Source organism: Mycobacterium sherrisii (assembly GCF_002102355.1).
Lineage (GTDB): Bacteria > Actinomycetota > Actinomycetes > Mycobacteriales > Mycobacteriaceae > Mycobacterium > Mycobacterium sherrisii.
Window position 1 is genome coordinate 140,794 of record NZ_LQPT01000072.1, and the last position, 19,817, is coordinate 160,610.

A 19,817-nucleotide genomic window follows, 5' to 3' on the forward strand; every position below is an offset into this window, starting at 1 on the left:
CGGGTCGCTAAGCTCCAACTCATGCCTAACCCACCGGAGCCCAACCGCGGCACCACCCCGCCAGGTGCGGACCCGGGCGCGGAACAGGCCGAAGAGGACGCCACCGAGGCCTACCCGCTCGTCCCTCCGGACCCCGAGACCGAGACCGTGGTGATCGACAAGTCCGATCCCGCCGGCGCCCCCGGGACCGATGCGGACCGGCAACAGGGCGAACGCCGCTTCACCGCGCCGGGCTTCGACGCGAAGGAGACGGCGATCATCGCCACCACTCCCGAACCGGCGACGGAAGTGTTCAACACCGCGCCCGGGCCGCCCCCGAAACCTGCTGTCCCACAGGCTATTCCAGGACGCGAGGGGAACAAGCCGCGCCCCGTGTCGCGAAACTTCAACTGGGGCTGGGTGCTGGCGATCACGGTTATCGTGTTGGCCCTGGCGGCCATCGCCATCCTGGGCACCGTGCTGCTGACCCGCGGGAAGCACTCCCACGTCTCGCAGGAGGACCTGGTGCGTCAGACCATCCACAACTTCGACGTCGCCGTGCAGCGCGGGGACCTCATCCAGCTGCGCAGCATCACCTGCGGCACCACCCGCGACGGTTACGTCGACTACGACGAACGCTCGTGGGCCGAGACGTACCAACGGGTTTCGGCGGCCAAGCAGTATCCGGTGATCGCCAGCGTCGACCAGATCGTCGTCAACGGCCAACACGCCGAGGCCAACGTCACCACGTTCATGGCCTACGACCCGCAGCTGCGGTCAACGCGCAGCCTCGACCTGCAGTACCGCGACAATCAGTGGAAGATCTGCCAGTCCCCCAGCGGCTAGGCAGCCCCGGCCCGCCGAGCGTGAAGACATCTTCACGCTGGGCGCCGAGAGTGAAACTAACTTCACGCTCGAACGGCCAGCCGGCCAGCCGGCCAGCCTGGCAGAAGGGGCAGAAGGCTCAGGCGCCGAGCGACTTCCCGGCGCAGTGCAGGTCGTTGCACGCCTCGATCACCCGCTCAGTCATCGACGCTTCGGCCTTCTTGAGGTAGCTGCGCGGGTCATAGACCTTCTTGTTGCCGACCTCACCGTCGACCTTGAGCACGCCGTCATAGTTGGTGAACATGTGTGCGGCGATCGGGCGGGTGAACGCGTACTGGGTGTCGGTGTCGACGTTCATCTTCACGACGCCGTAGCGCAGCGCTTCCTCGATCTCCGACTTCAGTGAGCCCGACCCGCCGTGGAAGACGAAGTCGAACGGCTTGGCGTCATCCGACAAACCGAGCTTGGCGGCGGCCACCTTCTGGCCCTGCGCCAGGATGTCGGGCCGCAGCTTGACGTTGCCGGGCTTGTACACGCCGTGGACGTTGCCGAACGTCGCGGCCAGCAGGTACTTGCCGTGCTCACCGGCGCCCAGCGCCTCGATCGTCTGCTCGAAGTCCTCCGGGGTGGTGTACAGCTTGTCGTTGATCTCGTTGGCGACGCCGTCCTCCTCGCCGCCGACCACGCCGATCTCGATCTCCAGGATGATCTTCGCCGCGGCCGCCGCCTTGAGCAGCTCCTTGGCGATGACGAGGTTCTCGTCCAGCGGCACCGCCGAGCCGTCCCACATGTGTGACTGGAACAGCGGGTCCTTGCCCGCCGCGACGCGTTTCGCCGAGATGTCCAGCAGCGGGCGGACGTAGGTGTCCAGTTTGTCCTTCGGGCAGTGGTCGGTGTGCAGCGCGACGTTGATCGGGTACTTCGCCGCGATGGTGCGGGTGAACTTGGCCAGCGCGACGGCGCCGGTGACCATGTCCTTGACGCCCAGGCCGGAGGCGAACTCCGCGCCGCCGGTGGAGAACTGGATGATGCCGTCGCTGCCGGCGTCGGCGAAGCCCTTGATGGCGGCGTTGACGGTCTCCGACGAGGTGCAGTTGATCGCCGGGAACGCGTAGGCGTTCTCCTTGGCGCGTGCCAGCATCTCGGCGTAAACCTCGGGGGTGGCGATGGGCATGACGTTCCTCCTGAAGACTGAGTCGGCTTAGTATCGCAACTCGGCGCGCGCGGTGGGCAGCCCCCCATGTGCCGGTATGTTGTGACGTCATGAGCACCGCCGCGACGGCCGAGTGGTTTTGATGCCCGACATCATCGATCCGATGTTCTGGATCGGACCCGAAGGCTTGTTCGCCTCCGCGGTCCTGCCGACCATCCTGGTCATCGTCTTCGTCGAGACCGGTCTGCTGTTTCCGCTGCTGCCCGGCGAGTCTTTGCTGTTCACCGGCGGCCTGCTGGCCGCGCACGGAACGCTCAACATCTGGGTGCTGGCACCGGCGGTGGCCGTCGTCGCGGTGCTGGGCGACCAGACCGGGTACTTCATCGGCCGCCGCATCGGTCCGGCGCTGTTCAAGAAGGAAGATTCCCGTTTCTTCAAGCAGCACTACGTGACCGACTCGCACGCGTTTTTCGAGAAGTACGGGCCCGTGGCGATTATCCTGGCCCGCTTCATGCCGTTCGTGCGGACGTTCACCCCGGTGGTCGCCGGGGTGTCCTACATGCGCTACCCGCTGTTTTTGGGTTTCGACATCGTCGGCGGTGTGCTGTGGGGCGGCGGCGTGACCGTGGCCGGTTACTTCCTGGGCAACGTGCCGCTCGTGCACCAGAACCTGGAAAAGATCATCCTGGTCATCCTGTTCGTGTCGCTGCTACCGGCGCTGATCGCGGCGACGCGGGGATACCTGGCGCGACGGCGCTAGGCGCCCGGCGGGGTGGCCACGACGAAATCGCAGCCGGTCTTGTCGCGGACGTCGGCGACCGTCACCCCGGGATGCAGTTCGGTGAGGGTGAGCCCACGTTGCGGGTCCACGTCGAAGACGCACAGGTCGGTGATGATCATGTCCACGACGCCTTTGCCGGTCAACGGCAGCGTGCATTGCTTGAGGATTTTCGGGCTGCCGTCCTTGGCGGTGTGATCCATCACGACGATCACCCGCTTCACGCCCGAGACCAGATCCATCGCCCCACCAGGGCCCTTGACCATCCGGCCAGGAACCATCCAGTTGGCCAGGTCGCCGTTCTCGGCCACCTCGAGGCCGCCGAGGATGGACAGGTCGATGTGGCCGCCGCGGATCATGGCGAACGAGTCGGCGCTGCTGAAGAAGCTGGAGCCCTTGATCGTGGTGATGGTCTGCTTGCCGGCGTTGACCAGGTCGGGATCGACCTCGTCCTCGGTCGGGTAGGCCCCGATACCGAGCAGGCCGTTCTCCGACTGCAGGGTGACGTTGATGTCGTCGGGGATGTAGTTGGCCACCAGGGTCGGGATGCCGATGCCCAGGTTCACGTAGTAGCCGTCGCGCAGCTCCTTGGCGGCGCGCCGGGCCATCAGCTCGCGAATGGGGCTGTCCGTTTTGGCCGCGGCGCCCCCGCTGGTGGTGCGGAATTCGATCCGCTTCTCGTAGCCGGGGCCTTCGATGATGCGGTCGACGTAGATGCCGGGGGTGTGGATCTGGTCGGGCTCCAGCTCGCCGACCTCGACCAGTTCTTCGACTTCGGCGATGGTCACCCTGCCGCAGGTGGCGATCATGGGGTTGAAGTTGCGCGCGGTCTTGCGATAGATCAGGTTGCCCGCGGTGTCGCCCTTCCAGGCCTTGACGATCGACACGTCGGCCTGAATGCCTTCCTCGAGCACGTATTCGGTGCCGTCGAAGACCCGCATGTCCTTGCCTTCGGCGAGTTGGGTGCCGAACGCGGTGCGCGTGTAGAAGCCCGGAATCCCGGCGCCGCCGGCGCGTAACTTCTCGGCCAGCGTGCCTTGCGGGGTGAGGACCAGATCCAGCTCGCCGGCGAGTACCTGGCGCTCGAATTCCTTGTTCTCTCCGACGTAGGAGGCAATAACTTTCTTGACCTGTCGTCCCTTCAACAACAAACCCATGCCGAAATCGTCGACGCCGGCGTTGTTTCCGACGATCGTGAGGTCCTTGACGCCGCTGTCCACCAGCGCCTGGATCAGATTCTCGGGTATGCCGCAAAGCCCGAAACCGCCTGCGGCAATGGTGATTCCATCCTTCAGCAGGTCTCCGAGAGCCGACTCGGCGTCGGGGTGGACTTTACTCACGGGGTACTCCTGTCTGCGGCGACGATTCGGCGGTGACCTTACCTGCGGCCTCCATCAGCATCCACCCCGACAGTTGCACCGACAGGTCGCGCTCCGGGATTTCCGACGCGTTCACCGCGCCTTCGACGAACTGCGCCTGCGCGCCGCCGGCGGTCGGCATCTCGGCGTCGCGATCCCAGAACGCGCCGAACAGCGGCAGCCCGTCGACGGTTTGCCGGTTATCCCACGCGGACCTCGCCGACGCGAGCACCATCGCGCGGGCAGTATCGCGGGCCACCGCGTCGTCGGCGGAGTCACCCGGCAGGGCGGTGGCGACCAGGGCGAGGTAGCGGGCGGTGATGCCGGCGAACAATCCGCCGTCACCGCCGCCGGAGCCGTTCAGCACGCCCGCCGGCGCCATGTATTCGTCGACGGCGGCGACCAGGCGGTGCACCCGCGCGGCGTGCCGGACCCGGGCCTCCGCGCCCGTGCGGACCGCGAGCTCAGTTTCCAGGCCCAGCACGACGCCCTGGCAGTAGGTGTACTGGGCGCGGACCAAAGAGCCGGCCTTGATCCCGTCGAACACCAGGTGGGTCTGCGGGTCGATGAGGGTGCGGTCGATCCAGTCGCCCATCTGCTCGGCGCGCTCGAGGTGGTCGCCGTAGCGCGCCAGAAATATTCCGGCCGGTCCATTGGCCGGGGCGTTGAAAAATCTGTCCTGCTTGCGCCACGGGATGCCCCCGCCGTCCTCGGGCACCCATGCGGTGACGAACTGGTCGGCGAGTTTGGGCAGGGCACGGCCGCGCTCGACGCCGGCTAGCCGCGCGGCCCGTTCCAGTGCGATGGCCAGCCACGCCATGTCGTCGTAGTAGCTGTTGGTCCAGCGAAAGTTGTTGCACAACCGGTGCGAACGGACCTGACGGTTGATGCTGACCTGCCGGCGCGGCTGCGGGTCGCGTAGTTGCGCGTCGACCAGGCAGTCCAGCAGGTGGGCCTGCCACCAGTAATGCCAGGTGCCGAAGAGCCGGTCGCGCCGTGTCGGCGGCCAGGCCACCACACCGAGCTGCGTTGCGGGCAGCCCCCACAGCCGTCTCAGATGCCGTTGGGCAACCGCGGCTTCGGCGCTGGCAGCCCGGTTTGCCCATAGCTGATCCATACTGCCGATCCTGCCTCATCGGTGCTGAGGCGCCGAGTGTGCAGTTGCGGACTTGGCCGGGTAGCCGCGGCGGCTCCGGCCGGCGTGTCGTCACCCTAGACGCACAGTAAACGCCAGCGATGCACAAGTTGACGTCCACCTCATACTGGAATATGCGCTACCGGCAAACCATTGCGGGGACCACGCATTCGTTTACCGGACTGGTCGACGTGCTGGCCAAGGCCACACCGCTGCGCTCCGGGGACCAGCTCGCCGGGTGCGCCGCCGCATCGGATGCCGAGCGCGCCGCTGCGGCGTGGGTGCTGGCCGACATCCCACTGCCCACGTTCCTGGACGAGATGGTCGTGCCGTACGAGACCGACGAGATCACCCGGCTGATCATCGACAGCCACGACCGCGCGGCCTTCGGCCCGATCGCACACCTGACGGTGGGCGGTCTGCGCGACTGGCTGTTGGACGCGGCCTCGCGCGATGACGGCACGGCCCGAATCGCCGCGGTCTCGCCCGGCCTCACACCGGAAATGGTTGCCGCCGTGTCGAAGATCATGCGCAACCAGGACCTGATCCTGGCGGCCGCCGCGGCGACGACGACCGCCGCGTTTCGCACCACCATCGGCTTGCGGGGCACGCTGGCCACCCGATTACAGCCCAATCACCCCACCGACGATCCGCGCGGGATCGCCGCGGCGCTGCTCGACGGTCTGCTGATGGGCTGCGGTGACGCGGTGATCGGCATCAATCCGGCGACCGACTCGCCGCACGCGGCCGCCGAGTTGCTGCACCTGCTCGACGACATTCGTCAGCGGTTCGCGATTCCCACCCAGTCGTGCGTGTTGTGTCACGTCACCACCACGATGGAGCTGATCGACCGGGGCGCGCCCGTCGACCTGGTGTTCCAGTCGATCGCCGGCACGGAGAAGGCCAACGCCGCGTTCGGCACCTCCCTCGCCATGCTGCAGGAGGCGAACCAGGCCGCCCGATCGCTGCGCCGCGGCACCGTCGGCGACAACGTCATGTACCTGGAGACGGGACAGGGTGCGGCGCTGTCGGCAGGCGCGCACCTGGGGGTGGGAAACCAGCCGGTCGACCAGCAGACGCTGGAGGCGCGGGCCTACGCGCTGGCCCGCGCGTTGCAGCCGTTGCTGATCGACACCGTGGTCGGATTCATCGGTCCGGAGTACCTCTACGACGGCAAGCAGATCATCCGGGCCGGGCTGGAGGACAACTTCTGCGGAAAGCTGCTCGGGCTGCCGATGGGCGTCGACGTCTGCTACACCAACCACGCCGAGGCCGACCAGGACGACATGGACACCCTGTTGACGCTGTTGGGCGCGGCGGGCACCGCGTTCGTCATCGCCGTTCCCGGCGCCGACGACGTCATGCTCGGGTATCAAAGCCTGTCCTTCCACGATGTGCTGTATGCGCGAAAAGCGTTGGGGCTGCGGCCCGCCCCCGAATTCGAAGCCTGGTTGGCCGGCCTGGGCATGGCCGACGCCGACGGCCGGATCCTGCCCGTCGACCTGGCGGCGTCGCCGCTGCGGGCACTGGTCGCCGGCCGATGACCGACGTGCAACCGACCGGTGGGTGGGCGCCACTGCGGGCGACGACCCCAGCGCGTATTGGGTTGGGTCGGGCCGGTGACTCGCTGCCGACGCGGCGGGTGCTGGAATTCCGGGCGGCCCATGCTGCGGCACGCGACGCCGTCCACGACCCGCTCGACGTCGACGGCCTCGTCGAGAGGCTGCGGGGCATCGGTGTCGACGAGCCGCCGCGGGTGTGCAGCCGCGCGGTCTCGCGCGCCGAGTACCTGCGCCGGCCCGACCTGGGCCGCGCCCCCGCGGACCTGTCGGGGTTGCCAAAGACCAACGCGGACATCGGTTTCGTGCTTGCGGACGGTCTGTCGCCCCGAGCGCTGGCCGAGCATGCGACGGGAATGCTCGACGCGCTGCTTTGCCAGTTCGACGGCCGCTACCGGATCGCCCCGCCGGTCATCGCGACGCAGGCGCGGGTCGCGCTCGGCGATCACGTCGGTGCAGCGCTGGGTGTCGCAACGGTTCTCGTGTTGATCGGGGAGCGGCCCGGCTTGTCATTCGCCGATAGTCTGGGCATCTATCTGACGCACCGGCCGGCGCCGGGGTGCACCGACGCCGACCGCAACTGCATCTCCAACATCCATCCCCCCGACGGTCTCGACTATGCCGGTGCCGCGGCCGTCGCCGCCGCGTTGGTCGCCGGCGCGCGCACCCTCGGTCGCTCCGGGGTTGCACTGAAGGACACGACACGCAATACGGCTGTGCCGCCTGGGTTTTGAAAGCGCACCGGCGCGGCCAGGCGGTTACCGCAGCTGCGGCAACCCGAGGCTGCGGCTGATGGTCAGCGCCGCGGTGCGCACCGCCGAGGCCACCCGCGCGGGCTGCAGCCGACCCGCCGGCCCGGTCACCGACAGCCCGGCGACGGCGCGGTGCCCGTCACGGCCGACGTAGCTTTCGACCACGATCGGCGCCGCGACACACACGGTCCCGGGGGCCCATTCCTCGCGGTCGTAGGCGACACCGGCCTCCCTGATCCTTGCCAACTCGCGCAGGAACTGGCCGCGGTCGGTGATCGTGGTGCCGGTGTTCTTCGTCAACGGTTCGGCCAGGGCCGGGTCGACGACGGAGTCGTGGCTAAAGGCCAGCAACACCTTGCCCAACGCCGTGCAATACGCCGGCAGCCACGCCCCGATGGACGTGGATGACGGGGCGCTGCGCCGGCCGGTGAGCTTCTCGATGCAGAGCACCTCGGCGCCGTCGAGGACACCGAGGTGCACGGTCTCGCCGGTCGCTGTCACCAGGTCGGTCATGAACGGTCGCGCGCAGGCCCGCAGCCTCCGTGATGCGGGGACGTGCGCGCCGAGCTCGAACAGGCGAAGTCCCAACCGATATCCGTAAGATCCCCGCTCGAGCATCCGGTGGGCCACCAAGTCGGTGGCCAACCGGTGCACGGTCGCCTTCTTCATCCCGATCAGCCGGACTAATTCGGACAGCCCCACCTCGCCGGGCGAGGTGGCAACGGCGTCCATGATGATCAGCAACCGGTCACTGACCGTGCGCTGCTCGCCGGATTCGTCTGCGCTCAGCCACATCTGCGCAGGATACCCGTGTCACAGCCCTTTTCGGGCCAGCCATTGCAGGACCACATCGGCAACGTCTTTCCAGCCATGGTCGATGGTCAGCGAGTGTCCGCGGCCGCGGAAGAGGTGGAACTCGGTGTCCGACTGGCCTTTCGCGTACAGCCGATGGGCTGCCTGGGTGACCTTGAGTGGGACGGTGTGGTCGTCGGTTCCGGACGTCAACAGCAAGGGGCCGCGGGTGGTGTTGTGCACGTCGACCTTGGCCGGTGAGTTGCTGGAGAAGTTGGCGGTTGCGCCCTGGAACAGCGGCAGACCCGGCCCCGGAATGCTGAGCGAGGCGTGCAGCGCGTCGGATTCCTCCCGGCTCAGCGTGTTGCCAAAGGCGTAATGGAACTGCTTGGGGTTCAACGAGACTGTCCCGCGCTTGGTGCTCGGGTGACCCGGGATCGGGAAGCCCGATCGCACCTGCGCCCACGGCACCACCTTGACGCCCTTGATCGGGGCCGGGTCGATGCCGGCGGCCGCCGCCGCGAGGCCCGAGTCGAGTAGCAGCTGCGCGATCAGACCGCCGAAGGAATGCCCGACGACGATCGGTCGCTGCCCGGAGGAGCGGATCAGGTTGGCGTAATGGTCGACAATTTCCGGGATTCCGACATTGTTGAGGGCAGCGGCGTTGCGGCGCGTGTCGAGCACCGTCGCGCTGTCGCCGGGCCAGCCCGGTGCGGAGGCCGCGTATCCGTGCCTCTCGGACAGGTCGACCCACGACTGCCAGGCCGTCGAGTGGATCCACAGGCCGTGGATGAACACGACCGGGTGTTGTTTGCTTGGCGCTGTCATGGCATGCCCTTCTTTGTGTCGTGGAGTGTTGCAGCACAGCGTGTTTGACGTTGCGGCGCGGTACGGCCGGTCACGCTGCGCTCCTCGGTCCATTGGTTGAGCGAGCTTGGATGAGACCAGCTTTGCGACCGCGCGGCCCGCTTTCACGCGATTGGTCCGCCCAATGGACCGGTCTTAGTGGTGACGGCGCCCAGGGCGCACACTGAACGCCCGGGACGTGCACGCAACGCCGCCGGACGCGGGGGCTGATTAGCGTTCGGCCAACGCGAGCAGCAGCTGCCGTATCCCGGTCAGCGAATGCGCGGGCAGAAACAGGTCGCAATAAGGCAGGGCGGCCGCCATCGACCCGGCGAGTGGCTTGAATTCACGGTGCGCTGCACGAGGATTCAGCCAGATCAGCATGTGTGCGCGACGGCGCAATCGGTCCATGGCGCGGGTGAGCGCCTCGGGCGGATCACTGTCCCAGCCGTCCGAGGCGATGATCACCACGGCACCGCGCAGCGCATTCCCATGCGGCGGGGCCAACAGCGCGGTCACGCTGCGGCCGATGGACGTGCCGCCGTACCGGTCGCTGACTCTGGCGTTGGCCCGCTGCAGCGCAACCTCGGCCGACCGATGTGAGAGCACCGAGGTAAGGCGCGTCAGCGTTGTCGAGAACGCGAACACCTCGGGCCGAGTCCCGTTCTGCCGCAACACGGCTCGCATCAGGTGCAGATACACCGCGGCGTATGGTTGCATCGACCGGCTTACGTCGCACACCAGCACGATCGGTCTGGGTCGGCGGCGCGGCCGGCTGCTGGCCAGGACCATCGATTCCCAGCCGGTCGCCCGCGACGCATTGATGGTGGCGCGCAGATCGATCCGCCGGCCCGCGGCACTCGGCTCGAAGCGCAGGCTGCGCCGGCGCGGCCAGCGCGCGACGGTCGCCTCCAACCACGTGCCGAGCAGGCGGAGATCGTCGGGATCGAACCGCTCGAACGGCCGATCCGCCAACGCCTCGATCCGGCTGGGCAACACATCGGGCACCTGCGCGCTCGAGTCACCGGAACCGTCGGCGGCGATGACACTGCGCGTCACCCAGGGCAGCTGCTGAGTCGACCCGGACGCGCCGCCGCCCGGCCGCAGCGTGCCGGCGGCGGGCGTCTTCGGTCCCGGCAACGGCAACTGCGCATCGGCACGCCGGGCGCCGTCGACGTCGTCCAGCCCGAAGACGGCGGCGAACACCGCGTCGAAGGCCGCAAGATCCTCCATCCGGTTCACCAGGGTCAGCCGGGCCGCCCAATACAGCGCAGAGGTGTTGTCCGGAGCCAACATTCGCAACGCCAGCACAAAGCTCGCCGGGCCGCTGGCGGACACCGATACCCCCGCGTTGCGCAGCCGAGCAACCAGCGCCGCCGCGAGCGCCGCCCGGTCGACGCCCCGCAACAGCAATGGGGTGCTCACGGACCGCTAACGCCGCCGCAGCAGCACCCAGATCAGCACCAGCGCGGCCAACCCGGCCAGCGCCGGGACGGCGTACTTCTTCAGCTGGTCACCACCGGCCAGCTGCAGCAGATCGATGGGCTCGGGCTCGGCGGCCGGCGCCTGCTGGGTTGCCGCGACCGGGCTCGCCGGCCGCGGCGGCGTCGGCTCCTCGACCGCCGGCTCGGCAGCCTGCGGGCCGCCGTTCTTCTCGGCGGCCAGCTTGGCCTCCAACGATTCCACGAACTGCCCCAACAGTTTCTCCGAAACCTGCTGCAGCATGCCGCTGCCGAACTGGGCGAGTTTGCCGACGATCTTCAAGTCCGTGTCGACGATCACGTTGGTGCGACCGCCGTCCTCCTGCAGCTGCGCGGTGACCGTGGCGGCCGCGTTGCCCGTGCCGCGGGCTTCCTTGCCCTTGCCGTCGATGACCGCGCGATGCCGATCACGGTCCTGCTCGACGAACCGGACCTTGCCGCTGAATTCACTGGTCACCGGTCCGACCTTGACTTTGACCTTGCCGAGATAGTCCTCGCCCTCATGACCGATCAGCTGCGCGCCCGGCATCAGCGGGATCACCTGTTCTAGGTCGCACAGCACATCCCAGGCTTGGTCGATCGGTGCGCTGACGGTGAACTGGTTGGCGATCTTCATGCTGCGGGTCCTCTCAGGTGCGGATATTCACTGAACGCGTCGCGGATCAGCGTGCGGTCGTCGGGCGTCTTGGCGAGCGCGCCCAGGGTCATGACGGCGGCATCGTCGACGAGGTCGGCGACCCCGAGCGATACCAGCGCGGCGACCCAGTCGATGGTCTCCGCCACGCCGGGTGGCTTGTCCAAGTCGAGATCGCGTGCCCGACGGACGAATTGGGTGGCGCTTTCGATCAACGGGGCGCAAGCGCCCGGTACGGTGCGCCGCACGATCGCGGCCGCCCGCTCCGGTTCGGGATAGTCGATCCAGTGGTACAGGCAACGTCGACGCAACGCGTCGTGCAGGTCGCGGCTGCGGTTGGAGGTGAGCACCGCGATCGGGGGACGCTCGGCAACGAAGGTGCCCAGCTCCGGCACGGTCACCGCGGATTCACCGAGGAATTCCAGCAGCAGCGCTTCGAATTCGTCGTCGGCCCGGTCGATTTCATCGATCAGCAATACCGGCGGTGTCGGTCCGCGGTAGCGCACGCACTGCAGGATCGGCCGGTCCACCAGATAGGCCTCGGTGTAGAGATCGGCTTCTTCGATACCGGTTCCGCGCGCCTCGGCCAACCGGATGGACAACAGCTGTCGCTGGTAGTTCCAGTCGTAGAGCGCCTCGTGCGCGCTCAGGCCCTCGTAGCACTGCAACCGCACGATGATCGTGTTCAGCACCTGGGCAAGGGTTTTCGCCGCGGTCGTCTTGCCCACGCCCGGCTCACCCTCGAGCAACAACGGCCGGCCCAGCGTCACGGCCAGATAGATCGCCGACGCGGTCCCCGTGTCGATGAGGTAATCCTTGGCATCGAATTGCGCCACGACGTCGTCGGGACCGCTGAACACCGCCGACGTCATGACGGCGCCGATTCCAGTAGCCGGCGGTAGTCTTCCCAAGTGTCGACGTCGAGCGGCGCGGGCCCATCCACCGGCATCTCGCGTACCGGATGCCGGCCCGAATGCAGCAACTTCCAGACTCCTTTGTCGCCGTGCAACCGCCCCAGATCGCCAAACATGTTACGGCTAAACCAGAATGGATGGCCGATGCCGTCGGCGTAGCGGCAGACCAGTATGTCCGAGGCAGGCCCCTCGCCGATCACTCGGCGCAGGGTGGCCGGGTCGATGCCGGGCTGATCGCCGAGCAGCAGCACGATTCCGGCGGAGTCCGGGTGCACCCGGGCCAACGCGGCAACCAGCGAGGAGGAGCAACCGGTGCCGAAATCGTCGACCGTCACCACCTGGGCGCCGTCCAGCGACACCGTCTCCCGCACTGCGTCGGCGGCACCGCCGAGGGTGACGATCAGCTGGTCGAACCCGGCGTCGTGCGCAACACTCAGGCTGGCTCCCAGCAAAGTTGTATTCCCGTAGGGCAGTAGCTGTTTGGGACTGCCCAGTCTGCGGGATCCGCCGGCGGCCAGGACGATACCGGTGACGTGAGGTCCGGTCATGCGCCGCCGTGTTCCGCGGAGAATGCGCTGCGACATCGCGGACAACAGAACCAGTAGTCCGTGCCGGCCAGTTGCAGGTGCTCGGTGCCGGGTCCGATCAACACCGTCATGCCGCAGACCGGATCGACCGCCTCGGCAGGGTCGGTACTGGTCACGGTGCTCACGCGGGTCAGGTTACCGTCGCGCAGCACGGCGATGAGCTCGGCGGCAATAGAGACGGCGATCTCGGCGGGGGTTTTGGCGCCGATGGGCAACCCGACCGGGGTGTGGATGCGGGCTCGTTCGGGCTCGCCGAGTTCGAGTTCGTTCACTATGGCTGCGCCGCGAACCGTGCTGGCCACCAGGCCGACATAGCCGACGCCGTGGTCCAGGGCGGTGCGGATGATCTCGGCCTCCGGCCCGCCATGGCTCGCGATCACCACCGCGGCGGTGTCGGACAGGTCCGTGCCGCTGTCGATTTCGCGGCGGGCGTCGTAGCCGAGCACCTGGCAGAGTTGCACGAGCGCGTCGGCGATGGGCGTGTCGCCACAGACGCGGATCAGCGGGGGCGGCAGCTGCGGTGTCAGGAAGATCTCCAGCGAACCGCCGGACAGGCATGGGTTGACCACGACGGCAGCGCCGGGCGCTTCGGGAAAATGCACGTCGCCGTCGGGCAGTACGCGTAGCAACACACTTTCGCCGGCCTGCAGCACGCCGAGCGCCGCCTTGCGGACGGAGTTCTGCGCACATTGTCCGCCGACAAAGCCCTCGATGGTGCCGTCCGCCAACAGGATTGCTTCATCGCCGGCGTGCGCCGACGTCGGCTGCTGGGCGCGCACCACTGTCGCGCGCACGAACGGGGTGCGTGTCGCCACCAGTTGCTGTGCGCGCTCGCTGATCGTGCTGTGCTCGATTGCGCCGCTCCTCTCCCCCGCATGCGGGAGGTTCCCCATATGGCTCGTTACTCGCTCTGCATCGTCGCGACGCCTAGATCGGTGGCCTGGCTCTGCCCTGCATGGCCTCCCAGACCCGCGACGGCGTCAACGGCATGTCGGCATGCCGAACCTCGAACGGCGCCAACGCATCCACCACCGCGTTGACCACGGCCGGCGGCGACCCGACGGTGGCCGACTCGCCGACCCCCTTCGCGCCGATCGGATGATGTGGTGACGGCGTGACGGTGTGCCCGGTTTCCAGGTGCGGAACCTCCATCGCGGTCGGGATCAGGTAGTCCATCAGCGACCCGCCCAGGCAGTTGCCCTCCTCGTCGAAGGCGATCATCTCCATCAGCGCCATCCCGATCCCGTCGACGATGCCGCCGTGCACCTGGCCCTCGATGATCATCGGATTGATCCGGGTGCCGCAGTCGTCGACCGCCAGGAACCGCCGCACCTTGACCACCGCGGTGCCCGGATCGACGTCCACCACACAGAAATACGCGCCGTACGGGTACGTCAGGTTCTCCGGGTTGTAGCAGATCTGAGCGTCCAGGCCGCCCTCGAGACCCTCCGGCAGATCGCTGGCGCCGTGCGCCCGCATCGCGATGTCGGCGATCGTCACCGATGCCGACGGGTCACCCTTGACGTGGAACGAGCCCTTCTCCCACTCCAAGTCGGCAACCGAGACCTCGAGCATGCCCGAGGCGATGATCTTCGCCTTGTCCCGCACCTTGCGGGCCACCAGCGCGGCCGCCGCCCCGGACACCGGCGTGGAGCGGCTGCCGTAGGTACCCAGCCCGAACGGCGTCTGGTCGGTATCGCCGTGCACCACGTCGATGTCGTCGGGCGGGATACCAAGCTCCTCGGCGACGATCTGGGCGAACGTCGTCTCGTGCCCCTGACCCTGGGTCTGCACCGAAAGCCGTACCACCGCTTTGCCCGTCGGGTGCACGCGCAGCTCGCACCCGTCGGCCATGCCGAGGCCGAGGATGTCCATGTCCTTGCGGGGCCCGGCACCCACGGCCTCGGTGAAGAAGGACATGCCAATGCCCATCAGCTCGCCCCGTTCGCGCCTGCGCCGCTGTTCCTCTCGTAATGCGTCGTAGCCGATCATGTCCATGGCCTTGCGCATCGTGGTCTCGTAGTCACCCGAGTCGTACGTCCAGCCCGTCTTGCTTCGGTACGGGAACTGGTCGGGCCGCAGCAGGTTCCGCAGCCGCAGCTCCGCGGGATCCATCTTCAGGTCGAACGCGAGGCAATCCACAAGGCGCTCAACGAAATACACCGCCTCGGTGATCCGGAACGAACACGCGTAGGCCACCCCGCCGGGGGCTTTGTTGGTGTACACCGCGGTCATGTGACAGTAGGCGGCTTCGATGTCGTAACTGCCGGTGAACACCCCGAAGAACCCCGCCGGGTACTTTACCGGCGCCGCGGTGCCGTTGAACGCGCCGTGGTCGGCGAGCACGTTAGACCGGATGGCCAGGATCTTGCCGTCGTTGGTGGCCGCAATCTCACCGACCATGATGTAGTCTCGCGCGAACCCGGTGGAGGTGAGGTTCTCGCTGCGATCCTCCATCCACTTCACCGGCTTGCCCAACAGCAGCGAGCCGACGATCGCGCAGACATACCCGGGGTAAATCGGCACCTTGTTGCCGAATCCGCCGCCGATGTCGGGCGAGATGACCTGAATCTTGTGCTCGGGCAGCCCGGCGACCAACGCGTAGAGCGTGCGGTGCGCGTGCGGGGCCTGCGTGGTGGACCACAACGTCAGCTTTCCGCTGACCGGGTCCAAATCGGCGACCGCGCCGCAGGTCTCCATCGGCGCCGGGTGCACCCGCGGGTAGACCATCTCCTGGGTGACCACCACGTCGGCCTTCACGAACGCGGCCTCGGTGGCGGCCGCGTCGCCGGTCTCCCAGTCGAAGCAGTGGTTGTCGGTCTTGCCGTCGAGGTCAGTGCGGATCACCGGAGCCGACGGATCCAGCGCCCGGCGGACGTCGACGACGGGGTCCAGCGGTTCGTATTCGACGTCGATCAGCTCGAGCGCGTCGCGCGCCGAATACCGGTCTTCGGCGACGACGAAGGCCACCTCTTGGCCTTGGAAGCGCACCTTGTCGGTGGCCAGCACGGCCTGCACGTCATTGGACAGCGTCGGCATCCAGGCCAGGCCCTTGGCCGCCAGGTCGGCCCCGGTGACCACCGCCTTGACCTTCGGATGTGCTTGGGCGGCAGTGACATCGATGCCGACAATGGTGGCGTGCGCGTACGGCGAACGCAGGATCGCCAGGTGCAGCATGCCGGGCAGCACGACATCGTCGACGTAGCGGCCGCGCCCGCGGATGAACCTCGGATCCTCCTTGCGGAGCATTCGGCCGTAACCACAAGGCTTTTGGTCGTTGTCGGCAATGTCTTCCGGCGACGGGGGCCTGGGTGCTTCTTCTTTGAAGGTGGTCATGACGTCGCCTCCGCCGCCGCCTCGGTATCGTGCTGCGCCGCCCATTGAATGGACCGCACGATGGTCGTGTATCCGGTACACCGGCAGATCTGCCCGGAGATGGCTTCCCGGATGGTTTCCTCGTCGGGGTTCGGTTCGCGGTCCAGCAGGGCGCGGGCGGTGATCATCATGCCCGGAGTGCAGAACCCGCATTGCAGCCCGTGGCAACGCATGAAGCCCTCTTGCACCGGGTCGAGCGTGCCGTCGGCGTGGGCCAGGCCCTCCACCGTGCGCACGCTGTGGCCCGATGCCATCACGGCGAGCATGGTGCACGACTTCACCGGCACACCGTCGACGTCGACGACGCAGGTGCCGCAGTTGCTGGTGTCGCAGCCCCAGTGGGTTCCGGTGAGCCGTAGGTGATCGCGCAGGAAGTGCACGAGCAGCAGCCGGGGTTCGACGTCGGCGCTGACCGGTTCGCCGTTGACGGTCATGTTCACCTGCATGGTCAGTTCCCCTCTGCCCGGACACGTTGGGCGGCGGTGCGTAACGTTCGGACAGTCAATTCGGAGGCCAGGTGTCGCTTGTATTCGGCGGTGCCGCGGACATCGGTGACGGGGTCGCAGGCCTGCGCGGCACGTCGGCCCGCGTCGGCGAAGACCTCGTCGGTGGCCGGCTGTCCCGCCAGGGACGCGGCGACTTCGGCCAGTGCCTCGCGGTCCACGTTGACCGCGGTCAGCCCCAGGCGCGCCGCGGCGATCGTTGCGTCGTCGAGGGTCACCGACGCGCCCGCCGCAGCCACGGCCCAGTCACCCACCCGCCGCTCCACTTTGGCGTATGCACTGGAAGTCTTGTGGCGCAACGGGATACGGATCTCGACAAGCATCTCGTTGAAGGCCAGTGCGGTTTCGTACGGTCCGAGGATGAAGTCGTCGATCGGTATCTCGCGTTCACCCGACGGGCCGCGGGCCAGGCACACCGCGTCCAGCGCCTCGCAGACAGTGGAGAGGTCTTCGGCCGGATCCGCCTGGCACAGTGAGCCGCCCAGGGTGCCGCGGTTACGGACGACGGGGTCGGCGATCACCCGTTCGGCGTCGCGAAAGATCGGGCAGACGGCGGCCAGGGTGTCGGACTCCAGCAGCTCGCGGTGGCGGGTCATGGCGCCGATGCGGACCAGCGTCGGGTCGGTGATCACGTAGCCCAATTCGAGCGCGAGGTCGTTGATGTCGACCAGGTACTCGGGGTTGGCGATCCGCAGCTTCATCATCGGCAGCAGGCTGTGCCCGCCGGCGACCACTCGCGCGCCGTCGCCCAGCCGATCGAGTAGGCCGATGGCGTGGTCGACACTGGTGGCGCGTTCGTATTCGAAGGGGCCGGGTACTTGCATGTGACGCACCTCACTGGGCAGGGGAACATCAGTGTCGTGCGCTCTGACCTGGCCGTCAATAGCGAGTTAAGCGATCGTTGAAGTCGCCTCGAAGCCCCCGGTGACTTGCTGATCGTGGTGGATACGGCCCAGCAACTGAGCCAGGGGCCGGCCGCCGCCGCCCCACCGCCTGGCGATGATGTCCGCGACGATCGAGACCGCGGTCTCCTCCGGCGTGCGTGCGCCGAGGTCCAGTCCGATCGGGCTGGCCAGCCGGCCCAGCTCGGCATCGGTGAGCCCCGCCGCCCGCAGCCGCGCCATCCGGTCGTCATGCGTGCGTCGCGAGCCCATCGCCCCGACGTATCCGACGCGCGGCAGGCGCAGCGCCACCTCGAGCGCCGGGACATCGAACTTTGGGTCGTGGGTGAGCACGCAGATCACCGTGCTCTCGTCGATAGCGCCCGCGTCGGCCTGCGCGGCGAGGTAGCGGTGCGGCCAGTCGACGACGACTTGTTCGGCCGCTGGAAAACGGGACGGTGTGGCGAAGACGGCGCGGGCGTCGCACACGGTGACCCGGTAGCCGAGGAAGGCGCCCTGCTGCGCCAGCGCGGCGGCGAAATCGATGGCGCCGAACACCAGCATCCGCGGTCGCGGTGCGTGGCAAGAGACGAAAACCTCCATGCCGTCGGCGAGCCGCTGACCGTCGGGCCCGTAGGTGAGCACCTCGCTGCGGCCCAAGGCCAGCAGGCCGCGTGCGTCGTCGGTCACCGCCGCGTCGGCACGCGCCGAACCCAGTGACGCCGCCACGGCATCCGGGCGGACGACGAGCCGACGGCCGACCCGGCTCGCGTCCGGGTGGGCGATCACGGTCGCGACGGCTACCGGCCGGTGCGCGTCGATGTCGCCGGCGATCGCGCCGAGTTCGGGAAACGTCGTCTGCGACACGGCTTCGACGAAGATGTCGATGATGCCGCCGCATGTCAGGCCGACCGCGAAGGCGTCGTCGTCGCTGACCCCATAGCGTTCCAGCGTCGGTGTGCCCGTCCGCGCCACTTCGGTGGCGGTGTCGTAGACGGCGCCCTCCACGCAGCCGCCCGACACCGAACCGCTCACCGATCCGTCCGGCGCGACGACCATCGCGGCGCCGGGTAGCCGCGGCGCCGACCGGAATGTCCGCACCACCGTTGCCAGCCCGGCGGTGTGACCGGCACGCCAAATCGACACTAATTCGGCAAGTACGTCGCGCACCCCTTCAAATTAGGCCCCACGTAGGCTGATTGCCATGACTCCGGCTCAACTCCGGGCCTATTCGGCCGTGGTGCGGTTGGGCTCGGTGCATGCGGCCGCCGCCGAACTCGGTGTTTCCGACGCCGGGATCTCGATGCACGTCGCGGCGCTGCGCAAAGAACTCGACGACCCGCTGTTCACCAGAACCGGTGCGGGGCTGGCGTTCACGCCGGGCGGGCTGCGTCTGGCCAGCCGGGCGGTGGAAATCCTGGGCCTGCAACAGCAAACCGCCATCGAGGTCACCGAGGCCGCACACGGACGCCGGCTGCTGCGGATCGCGGCGTCGACGACGTTTGCCGAACACGCGGCGCCCGGTCTGATCGAGTTGTTCTCGTCGCGAGCCGACGACCTGTCGGTGGAGCTGAGCGTGCACCCGACCAGACGGTTTCGCGAGCTGATCGCGTCGCGTGCCGTCGACATCGCGATCGGGCCGGCCAGCGAAAGTTCCGCCGCCCCGGACGAGTCGATCTTCGTGCGGCCCTTCCTGAAATACCAGATCATCACCGTGGTCGCACCGAATAGTCCACTGGCCGTGGGTGTTCCGTCGCCGGGGCTGCTGCGCCAGCAGCAGTGGATGCTGGGGCCGTCGGCGGGCAGCGTGGATGGCGAGATCGCAACCATGTTGCGCGACTTGGCAATTCCGGAGTCGCAGCAGCGAATCTTCCAGAGCGATGCCGCCGCGCTGGAAGAGGTGCAGCGGGTCGGCGGGGTGACGCTGACCATTGGCTTCGCCGTCGCCAAGGACCTCGCCGCCGGGAGGCTGGTACACGTCAACGGTGCGGGCCTAGACCGCTCGGGCGAATGGTGCGCGGCGACGCTGGCGCCGGCGGCGCGACAGCCGGCGGTCTCGGAACTGGTCCGCTTCATCACCACCCCGCGATGTATTCAGGCGATGATCCGCGGTTCGGGCGTGGGTGTGACGCGGTTTCGGCCGAAGATTCACGTCACGCTGTGGAGTTGACGTCGCGCGCCTCTTCCACTGTGCAGCTACGGATTTGAGTGTGTACCGGCGGCGCCCCGACCCGGCGTGTCGCCGCCGCAGACGCACACGCAACG

General features: G+C 67.9%; 17 protein-coding genes and 2 pseudogenes. 5 read left to right on the forward strand and 14 right to left on the reverse strand.

What is annotated here, in order from left to right:
• Positions 1 to 21 precede the first annotated feature (21 nt).
• Positions 22 to 825 (forward strand): Rv0361 family membrane protein, encoded by an 804-nt coding sequence (locus AWC25_RS12780; RefSeq protein WP_069401263.1) that lies wholly within the window; start codon positions 22 to 24, stop codon positions 823 to 825.
• 118 nt (positions 826 to 943) lie between these two features.
• Here the strand turns inward: AWC25_RS12780 and fbaA are convergent.
• Positions 944 to 1,981, reverse strand: a pseudogene (gene fbaA / locus AWC25_RS12785) (class II fructose-bisphosphate aldolase); the annotation flags it as partial.
• Positions 1,982 to 2,099: 118 nt separating this feature from the next.
• Here fbaA and AWC25_RS12790 point away from each other — a divergent pair.
• Entirely contained in the window at positions 2,100 to 2,717 is a 618-nt protein-coding gene (locus AWC25_RS12790; RefSeq protein ID WP_069401312.1) for a DedA family protein, read from the forward strand.
• Here AWC25_RS12790 and AWC25_RS27685 read toward each other — a convergent pair.
• Positions 2,714 to 4,075, reverse strand: a complete 1,362-nt coding sequence (locus tag AWC25_RS27685; protein ID WP_085166887.1) for a 3-oxoacid CoA-transferase — start codon at positions 4,073 to 4,075, stop codon at positions 2,714 to 2,716. The two genes, AWC25_RS12790 and AWC25_RS27685, sit on opposite strands and share 4 nt — an antisense overlap.
• Positions 4,068 to 5,210, reverse strand: coding sequence for a glycoside hydrolase family 76 protein (locus AWC25_RS12800; protein WP_085166888.1), 1,143 nt, complete (start codon positions 5,208 to 5,210; stop codon positions 4,068 to 4,070). Before AWC25_RS12800 ends, AWC25_RS27685 begins: the two co-directional genes overlap by 8 nt.
• Positions 5,211 to 5,362: 152 nt before the next feature.
• Between AWC25_RS12800 and AWC25_RS12805 the strand changes: the two genes are divergently transcribed.
• Both AWC25_RS12805 and eutC read left to right on the forward strand, forming a co-directional pair.
• Positions 5,363 to 6,772: an ethanolamine ammonia-lyase subunit EutB gene (locus tag AWC25_RS12805; RefSeq protein ID WP_069401259.1), complete on the forward strand. Its 1,410-nt coding sequence runs from the start codon at positions 5,363 to 5,365 to the stop codon at positions 6,770 to 6,772.
• Positions 6,769 to 7,521, forward strand: coding sequence for an ethanolamine ammonia-lyase subunit EutC (gene eutC, locus AWC25_RS12810; protein WP_085166889.1), 753 nt, complete (start codon positions 6,769 to 6,771; stop codon positions 7,519 to 7,521). Before AWC25_RS12805 ends, eutC begins: the two co-directional genes overlap by 4 nt.
• Before the next feature lie 24 nt (positions 7,522 to 7,545).
• Here eutC and AWC25_RS12815 read toward each other — a convergent pair whose 3' ends face one another.
• The 11 genes and pseudogenes from AWC25_RS12815 to AWC25_RS12865 all read right to left on the reverse strand — a co-directional run bounded on the left by AWC25_RS12815 (position 7,546) and on the right by AWC25_RS12865 (position 18,722).
• The gene (locus tag AWC25_RS12815; RefSeq protein WP_085166890.1) at positions 7,546 to 8,334 is read right to left on the reverse strand and encodes an IclR family transcriptional regulator; all 789 of its coding nucleotides are present in this window, start codon (positions 8,332 to 8,334) and stop codon (positions 7,546 to 7,548) included.
• 18 nt (positions 8,335 to 8,352) lie between these two features.
• Positions 8,353 to 9,159, reverse strand: a complete 807-nt coding sequence (locus AWC25_RS12820; RefSeq protein ID WP_069401256.1) for an alpha/beta hydrolase — start codon at positions 9,157 to 9,159, stop codon at positions 8,353 to 8,355.
• Positions 9,160 to 9,408: 249 nt separating this feature from the next.
• Positions 9,409 to 10,602 (reverse strand): vWA domain-containing protein, encoded by a 1,194-nt coding sequence (locus tag AWC25_RS12825; RefSeq protein ID WP_085166891.1) that lies wholly within the window; start codon positions 10,600 to 10,602, stop codon positions 9,409 to 9,411.
• Positions 10,603 to 10,608: 6 nt separating this feature from the next.
• The gene (locus tag AWC25_RS12830) at positions 10,609 to 11,274 is read right to left on the reverse strand and encodes an SRPBCC family protein (RefSeq protein WP_069401254.1); all 666 of its coding nucleotides are present in this window, start codon (positions 11,272 to 11,274) and stop codon (positions 10,609 to 10,611) included.
• The gene (locus AWC25_RS12835) at positions 11,271 to 12,164 is read right to left on the reverse strand and encodes an AAA family ATPase (protein ID WP_069401253.1); all 894 of its coding nucleotides are present in this window, start codon (positions 12,162 to 12,164) and stop codon (positions 11,271 to 11,273) included. Before AWC25_RS12835 ends, AWC25_RS12830 begins: the two co-directional genes overlap by 4 nt.
• Positions 12,161 to 12,754, reverse strand: coding sequence for a nucleotidyltransferase family protein (locus AWC25_RS12840; protein WP_069401252.1), 594 nt, complete (start codon positions 12,752 to 12,754; stop codon positions 12,161 to 12,163). Before AWC25_RS12840 ends, AWC25_RS12835 begins: the two co-directional genes overlap by 4 nt.
• A gap of 176 nt (positions 12,755 to 12,930) precedes the next feature.
• Positions 12,931 to 13,686, reverse strand: a pseudogene (locus tag AWC25_RS12845) (XdhC family protein); the annotation flags it as partial.
• Between the two features lie 34 nt (positions 13,687 to 13,720).
• Positions 13,721 to 16,129, reverse strand: coding sequence for an aerobic carbon-monoxide dehydrogenase large subunit (locus tag AWC25_RS12850; RefSeq protein WP_085166892.1), 2,409 nt, complete (start codon positions 16,127 to 16,129; stop codon positions 13,721 to 13,723).
• Positions 16,126 to 16,614 carry a (2Fe-2S)-binding protein gene (locus AWC25_RS12855; protein ID WP_069401249.1) on the reverse strand — a complete coding sequence of 163 codons (489 nt, stop codon included), beginning with the start codon at positions 16,612 to 16,614 and terminating at the stop codon, positions 16,126 to 16,128. Before AWC25_RS12855 ends, AWC25_RS12850 begins: the two co-directional genes overlap by 4 nt.
• 2 nt (positions 16,615 to 16,616) lie before the next feature.
• Positions 16,617 to 17,495: an FAD binding domain-containing protein gene (locus AWC25_RS12860; RefSeq protein WP_085166893.1), complete on the reverse strand. Its 879-nt coding sequence runs from the start codon at positions 17,493 to 17,495 to the stop codon at positions 16,617 to 16,619.
• A 66-nt stretch (positions 17,496 to 17,561) separates the two neighbouring features.
• Positions 17,562 to 18,722 carry an XdhC family protein gene (locus AWC25_RS12865; protein WP_069401247.1) on the reverse strand — a complete coding sequence of 387 codons (1,161 nt, stop codon included), beginning with the start codon at positions 18,720 to 18,722 and terminating at the stop codon, positions 17,562 to 17,564.
• A gap of 34 nt (positions 18,723 to 18,756) precedes the next feature.
• Between AWC25_RS12865 and AWC25_RS12870 the strand changes: the two genes are divergently transcribed.
• On the forward strand, positions 18,757 to 19,722 hold the full coding sequence (locus AWC25_RS12870) for a LysR family transcriptional regulator (protein WP_069401246.1): 966 nt from the start codon (positions 18,757 to 18,759) through the stop codon (positions 19,720 to 19,722).
• Positions 19,723 to 19,817 lie beyond the last annotated feature (95 nt).

Coding starts and splice junctions, on each gene's coding strand:
- AWC25_RS12850 (WP_085166892.1), bottom strand. CDS start 16,129: ATGACCACCTTCAAAGAAGAAGCACCCAGGCCCCCGTCGCCGGAAGAC.
- AWC25_RS12840 (WP_069401252.1), bottom strand. CDS start 12,754: ATGACCGGACCTCACGTCACCGGTATCGTCCTGGCCGCCGGCGGATCC.
- AWC25_RS12780 (WP_069401263.1), top strand. CDS start 22: ATGCCTAACCCACCGGAGCCCAACCGCGGCACCACCCCGCCAGGTGCG.
- AWC25_RS12835 (WP_069401253.1), bottom strand. CDS start 12,164: ATGACGTCGGCGGTGTTCAGCGGTCCCGACGACGTCGTGGCGCAATTC.
- AWC25_RS12815 (WP_085166890.1), bottom strand. CDS start 8,334: ATGTGGCTGAGCGCAGACGAATCCGGCGAGCAGCGCACGGTCAGTGAC.
- AWC25_RS12805 (WP_069401259.1), top strand. CDS start 5,363: ATGCGCTACCGGCAAACCATTGCGGGGACCACGCATTCGTTTACCGGA.
- AWC25_RS12820 (WP_069401256.1), bottom strand. CDS start 9,159: ATGACAGCGCCAAGCAAACAACACCCGGTCGTGTTCATCCACGGCCTG.
- AWC25_RS12830 (WP_069401254.1), bottom strand. CDS start 11,274: ATGAAGATCGCCAACCAGTTCACCGTCAGCGCACCGATCGACCAAGCC.
- AWC25_RS12790 (WP_069401312.1), top strand. CDS start 2,100: ATGCCCGACATCATCGATCCGATGTTCTGGATCGGACCCGAAGGCTTG.
- AWC25_RS12860 (WP_085166893.1), bottom strand. CDS start 17,495: ATGCAAGTACCCGGCCCCTTCGAATACGAACGCGCCACCAGTGTCGAC.
- AWC25_RS12855 (WP_069401249.1), bottom strand. CDS start 16,614: ATGCAGGTGAACATGACCGTCAACGGCGAACCGGTCAGCGCCGACGTC.
- AWC25_RS12870 (WP_069401246.1), top strand. CDS start 18,757: ATGACTCCGGCTCAACTCCGGGCCTATTCGGCCGTGGTGCGGTTGGGC.
- eutC (WP_085166889.1), top strand. CDS start 6,769: ATGACCGACGTGCAACCGACCGGTGGGTGGGCGCCACTGCGGGCGACG.
- AWC25_RS12800 (WP_085166888.1), bottom strand. CDS start 5,210: ATGGATCAGCTATGGGCAAACCGGGCTGCCAGCGCCGAAGCCGCGGTT.